Origin of the sequence: Paenisporosarcina sp. TG20 (genome assembly GCF_000286315.1) — a bacterium.
Lineage (GTDB): Bacteria > Bacillota > Bacilli > Bacillales_A > Planococcaceae > Paenisporosarcina.
This window is the reverse complement of the sequence record NZ_ALJG01000167.1, coordinates 1-6557: the sequence shown is the minus strand read 5'-3', so window position 1 is coordinate 6557 and position 6557 is coordinate 1. Positions and strand designations below refer to the sequence as shown.

Below are 6557 nucleotides of genomic sequence, written 5' to 3'. Positions count from 1 at the left end.
ATTGAAGCGGAAGGCGGCGACTCCAACGGGATTAGCGGGACAGGTGAGACCCCGCAGTGGAGCATTAATGGAACAAAGGCTACGGACGCCACATCATGTGGCAACGCCTTCGTGACCAACATCCTGTTGGCCTGACGAGGCTTGCCGCCCGCCCCGTGGAAAGCGTCCGCCTGGAGCAAATCAGCGGTATCATATTAGAACTTACCCCTTAAAATACCGGGAATACAGGATTCATGGCTCACTAAATTTATATACTTTTGTATGAAAACACTTCTATACAAAAAGTCAATATTAAACTAAACCCTTCAATTGAAGGGTTTTACTATTACTTCTTTTTTGTTTGAGAATCACTTTACATGTAGATGGTGGTTTCTTATTTTGATAGAAAAGCGCAAAGTACCTTCTAGCCACACGTTGGAGCATGAAGGATGAAAGACGAATGTTTCGTCTTTTTGGCCCCATAAAGGGCCCGCGGATGACCCTTGAAGATAGACATAGCAACTCCAAGTTCAAAGGTGTAACTCGAAAAACAAATAAATTCTTATATTGCAAAAAAAATTCTCCCCGTAAAGGGAGAATTTTAAGTAAAGTATTTTAAAATTTGTTCAAATACTTCATCGGTCATAATTTCTTTTCCATATTCTTTCATACGATGAACAGTTACAGTGGATCCAGATGTATACTCAGAAAGAATACTGACCATATTTGTAATTTCTTCTGCATTCATCAATTCAGCGTCTGCTTTAACGTATAGGTAATAACGTTCTTTATAAGCGAATAAAGAGGTTGCTACATAAGACGGTAATTCGATACGCTTCGCTAATGGAATTAAATCTTCAAAATCATTTACATAAAATGTGAATTCATTTTGAGATTCAGTTGAAATCGGAAATGGACTATTATACTCATCAAAAGATTGTTGGTTTGATGAGCTTTCAGACATATTAGAAAAGTATTGACCCTTTTCATCCATTTCGAATGGGGAGTCGACTTTTGTTCCATCACGATTGATTTGTGCCCTAGTTACTGTAACTTCAAGTCCCTTATCCATTGCATGAACTTGAATCCATAATGGTCCTTCTACTTCAAAGTCGGATTCATCATTAATTTCATCCATCATTTCCCAAAAGAGTTCTTCACTTTTATCTCGATTAAACCAAATTTCATCTCGGCTAAAGCCTCTTTTTTCAATGTCGATGTATGAAATGTAAAATTTGACTGTGTTTTCATTAATTCGTTCGATATCCATTTAACACATCTCCCTTCGATCGCTTTAAAGGGATCCCCCTTTTTCCAGCAACACATTCAAGCCGCTTACCGATACAGTGTCTGCTTCTATTGTATGATGGTCCAACGGAAAATGAAAAGGATATGCTCCCATTCTTAAAAAATACAATTATTTAGTATTTTAATAGAGAGGTGAAAAAGTAAAGCGAAAATGCAAAATGACTGATCATTCTTCTCAATTTAGAAAAGAAGAATCAATCAGTCAACTTTTTCAGTCCAATTTAGTTAACCATACGTTGAGCTTCAAGCAATTGATAAGCTCTTACTTTTCGAGGTAGAAAACGACGAATCTCATCTTCGTTATAGCCTACTTGTAACCGCTTCTCATCTAGAATTATAGGACGACGTAAAAGTCCTGGATGCTCTTGAATTAATTCATATAACCGTTGAAGTGGTAAACTTTCAACATCAACATTTAATTTTTGAAATATTTTAGAACGAGTTGAAATAATCTCATCTGTACCATCTTCAGTCATTCTCAATATTTCTTTGATTTCACTAATACTAAGTGGCTCCGAAAAGATGTTACGCTCAGTATATGGAATATCATGTTCTTCTAACCATACTTTTGCTTTTCTACATGATGTACAGCTTGGAGAAGTAAACAATGTCACCATCATAGGAACACTTCCTTTCATTATATAAAAATTCCTTTTATTTAGAATGAGTTTAATATAGCTTCGCAATTTTAATTATACATTATTTTTGATAAATTAAAAATAGAATATATAGAAAAAGTCAAGTTTTTTAAAAGGGTGTCACAATTTCGTAATAATATACTGGTAATTAGTATTATTTTTTAACTTCTATTCTTTATAGTTTAAATATACCCAGAACGACTAATTTTTAAACACATAATAATTGAAGCTTTTTAGATTCTCAATTAGAAAATGAGAATGAAAATGGCTTTTATCTTCTCTTCTAATTATACGTACAAAAAGCATAAAAGGTTTCATTAAATGGAAAAAATCCTCTTTATTTAAATAAGAGGATTTTTCTATTTACAAAAGGATGAGTTTTTTAAGCAATCATCTTCAATGATTACAAGTCTCACTAGTTCCACATTACATATGACTGCAAGTTCTATCTATATAGAGAGATGGCAGTAGTTTGGCTTTAGCAGGGATAAACTTTAATTATTACAGCGTCTTTAATAGGAAGAGGATCATCACATAAACATGTATTCAATCTTTTTCCTTACTTTTTCAGCTATATATTTTTATAGATTCTATGGAGTGTAATTAACGCCTGTTGAATAACGATTACCTGCATTCCACAATAAGTACTCTTTTATTCCAGCTTCACTTAAAGCACGGATTTGAGCTTCCACTTCTGCGCCACCATAATTTTTGTAGTTACCCGCCCCCAAATATGAAGCTGTAAAATCTTGTATCCATGGTCTAGATATAGGTGGGTTTTGAAGTTTCGATAATACTTCATTTTCTACTTTTGCATATTCTTTTACTAAACGGTAAGGTTCTAAATCTGGTTTCGCTATGCCGAAATACGGTGTCCAGTGACTTGGATAAATCATAGAAGAAATGACATCTACATTTTCAGATATTTTGCTGAAATTTTGCCCAATACCAGGGGCTTCAGATACAGTTGCAGCATAACCGAAGATATCGACGGAAACCTTCACTCCATATGGCTTTAATTGTTCACGTGCATAAGCTACAAAGTCTGTAACTGCTTCTACACGACGTTGTACCATATCTAATTCGGAATTTTCATATTCACCCATGCTGTACTTTAACTTATCTTCACGATTCTCAAATCCTTCAGGGAATCGGACGTAATCAAATTGAATCTCTTGGAAGCCCATTTTTGCAGCTTCAATAGCGATAGCTACGTTATGGTCCCATACTTCTTGCATAAATGGATTAACAAACGCTTCGCCTCGACCATTTTTCCAAATACCTGATCCTTCAACAAAAGACAATTCAGGTTTTGCTTCTGCAAGTCGCGTATCCTTAAAAACAACAATACGCGCTATAGGATAAACTTGTTTTTCTTCAAGAACTTTTAATACTGCTTGTGGGTCTCTCATATAAGGATTTCCAATATCTAAAGACTTAATTGGAGAATCATCCTCAGGCACATAAGTTAAATCACCAAAATCATCTTTTATATCAATAACCATTGCATTTAATTCAGTATTATCCATTAAGTTGATTAAGTCATTAAAACGTCCACCACCAGCCGAATGGCCAGTTACGTAGACACCTCGAACGGCATCTGGATATGTAAAAGTTAATCCTGATTGAAAGAGAAACAACGAAGAACTTGCTACCAATTCTTCATCAACAGCAGTAAATCCATATGTACGTTCCGTAAATTCTTCTACAGTCTTAATTTCGTTTGCAAGCGTAGATGTGGCTGGTAGGATTAATGTTGCCACTAAAGCACTTATTCCTAATATATTCTTAATTGTCATATGATTTACTTCCTTTCTATATTATCTATTTTACCAAGTAAACATATATTTTAATAGACTAAAATTTAATTAATATAATGAAATGAGTCATCCCTGTAAAAGGAATGACTCATTTCAAATTATCTAGTATTTATTTTAACGATTTGAATTCACGTTCAGAACAAAATACAAAGTGACCAGGATTCACTTCACGCATTGCAATTTCTTCTCCGTCTTGATAGTTATGAGAAGCAGGGTCATACGATTTACGTACACGTGTACGCTCATAGTTTGGATCTGGAAGTGGTATTGCCGATAAAAGTGACTGTGTATATGGGTGTAATGGATTTTTGTATAGTTCTTCTGCAGGTGCAAGTTCTACCAGTTTACCGAAGAACATAACACCGATACGGTCAGAAATATATTTAACCATTGATAAATCATGAGCGATGAACAAGTACGTTAAGCCTTTTTCTTCTTGCAACTCTTTTAATAAGTTAACAACTTGTGCTTGAATAGATACGTCAAGTGCAGAAATAGGCTCATCCGCAATAATAAATTCTGGATCCACTGCAAGTGCACGTGCAATTCCAAGACGTTGTCGTTGTCCACCAGAGAATTCATGTGGATAACGATTTGCATGTTCTTTACTAAGACCAACAGTCTCTAAAAGTTCATGTACACGATCTTTACGCTCTTTAGCTGTTTTTGTTAATGCATGAATATCTAAACCTTCTGCAATTATATCCATTACTTTCATCCTTGGATTCAAGGATGCATAAGGATCTTGGAAAATCATCTGCATTTTACGGTTAAATATTTTTAATTCGGATTTTGATTTTTTCCCGTGTACATTTATACCATCAAAAATTACATCGCCAGCTGTTGCATTGTAAAGTCGGATAATTGAACGGCCAGTTGTTGACTTACCACAACCAGACTCACCAACTAATCCGAGCGTTTCACCTTTATAAATATCGAAACTAATGTCATCAACTGCTCTAACTTCATTGGCTTTACCTTTGTTGAAGTATTGTTTTAAGTTTTTTATTTCAAGCAACTTTTCAGCCATTATTTTGCCTCTCCTTCATAGTAACGACTTCCCGGGAACTTTTTCATACGTTCAATAATAGTTGCCGGAGGCTCAACTTGAGGTGCGTCTGGGTGCAATAACCATGTTGAAGCAAAATGTGTATCACTTATCTTAAATACAGGCGGTGCTTGTTCCAGATCAATTGCAAGTGCATATTCACTACGTAGTGCAAAGGCATCTCCTTTTGGAGGATTTAACAAGTCCGGTGGAGTACCTGGAATGGCGTATAATTTTGAATCAGTATCAAGTGACGGCATGGAGCTAAGTAGTCCCCATGTATAAGGATGTTGTGGGTTGTAGAATACTTCATCTACTGTACCCATTTCAACTATTCTTCCACCATACATTACTGCAACACGATCTGCAACGTTGGCTACAACACCTAGATCGTGAGTAATAAAGATAATAGAAGTATCTATTTTTTTCTGCAAGTCTTTCATTAATTCTAGTATCTGAGCTTGAATGGTTACATCTAGTGCTGTTGTTGGCTCATCTGCAATCAATATTTTCGGGTTACACGCTAGTGCTATTGCAATTACAATACGTTGACGCTGACCACCAGAGAATTGATGTGGATATTGTTTGATACGTAATTCAGGTTTAGGCATACCAACCATACGAAGAAGATCAATGGCGATTTTTTTCGCTTCTGACCTGCCAACACCTTGGTGTTTTAACAATGGTTCAGTGATTTGTTTTCCTATTGGCATTGTTGGATTTAAAGAAGTCATCGGGTCTTGGAAAATCATTGAAATATCTTTCCCACGAATCTTTCTCATCTCTCTATCTGATAGTTTCGTTAAATCTCTTCCGTTAAATAAGATTTCTCCACTTTTAAATTCCGAGCTTGATTCTGGTAAAAGGCGCATAATTGCTTTTGTTGTTACAGATTTCCCCGAACCTGATTCACCAACAATCGCTAACGTTTCCCCTTTCAGCAAGTCAAAGTTTACACCTCGAATGGCTTGAACTTCACCTGCAAATGTGTGGAAGGATAGCTGAAGATCTTTTACTTCTAATATTTTTTCCATTGTCGTTTCCCCCCTTTAGTCTTTCATTTTAGGATCAAATGCATCACGCAGTCCATCACCAAGTAAGTTAAACGCAATCATTAATACGCTCAAGACAAATGCAGGGAAAAACAGGATATGTGGCTGATATTCTATTAGCTTGTATCCATCATTTATTAAAGTCCCAAGTGACGCTGCAGGTGCTTGTAAACCAAGCCCAATAAAGCTTAGGAAAGCTTCAAAGAAAATAGCGCCTGGAATAGTAAACATTGTATTTATAATAATAATCCCTAAAATATTAGGAAGTAAATGTTTTCCAATAATACGGTTATTACTTGCACCTAACGTACGTGCGGCTAATACAAACTCTTGATTTTTATATCTTAAAATTTGCCCTCGTACAATACGTGACATCCCAATCCAACCGGTTAAGGTGATTGCGATAATGATGGCCAAAATACCTGGTTCCATTACCAAAATCATTAAGATAACAACGACTAAGTTTGGAATCCCTATCAAAATTTCAACAATGCGTTGCATTATGTCGTCTACTCGACCGCCATAATATGCAGATACTCCCCCGTAAACAACACCAATAACCATATCAATTAAAGCGGCTGCTAAGGCTATAAACAAAGAAATTTGAGTACCTGACCACAAACGTGAGAACATATCCCGTCCTAAACCGTCAGTTCCTATCCAATAATAAGTGTCGACATTTTTTAATTCATCACTAGCGTTGCATTAAAAT

5 protein-coding genes and 1 pseudogene are annotated in these 6557 nt (G+C 35.8%); all 6 read right to left on the bottom strand.

From position 1 onward, the window contains the following. Positions 1-580 precede the first annotated feature (580 nt). A complete protein-coding gene (gene mecA, locus B371_RS0102455) occupies positions 581-1249 on the bottom strand; it encodes an adaptor protein MecA (RefSeq protein ID WP_019412733.1) in 669 nt (222 codons plus the stop codon). A 259-nt stretch (positions 1250-1508) separates the two neighbouring features. Further along, the gene (gene spxA, locus B371_RS0102450; protein ID WP_166669594.1) at positions 1509-1904 is read right to left on the bottom strand and encodes a transcriptional regulator SpxA; all 396 of its coding nucleotides are present in this window, start codon (positions 1902-1904) and stop codon (positions 1509-1511) included. A gap of 611 nt (positions 1905-2515) precedes the next feature. Next, the gene (locus tag B371_RS0102445; protein ID WP_019412731.1) at positions 2516-3724 is read right to left on the bottom strand and encodes a putative glycoside hydrolase; all 1209 of its coding nucleotides are present in this window, start codon (positions 3722-3724) and stop codon (positions 2516-2518) included. A 130-nt stretch (positions 3725-3854) separates the two neighbouring features. Then, entirely contained in the window at positions 3855-4775 is a 921-nt protein-coding gene (locus tag B371_RS0102440) for an ABC transporter ATP-binding protein (protein ID WP_019412730.1), read from the bottom strand. Continuing rightward, positions 4775-5827 (bottom strand): ABC transporter ATP-binding protein, encoded by a 1053-nt coding sequence (locus B371_RS0102435; protein WP_019412729.1) that lies wholly within the window; start codon positions 5825-5827, stop codon positions 4775-4777. Before B371_RS0102435 ends, B371_RS0102440 begins: the two co-directional genes overlap by 1 nt. 15 nt (positions 5828-5842) lie before the next feature. Then, positions 5843-6535: pseudogene (locus B371_RS21110) on the bottom strand (ABC transporter permease); the annotation flags it as partial. Between the last annotated feature and the right edge of the window lie 22 nt (positions 6536-6557).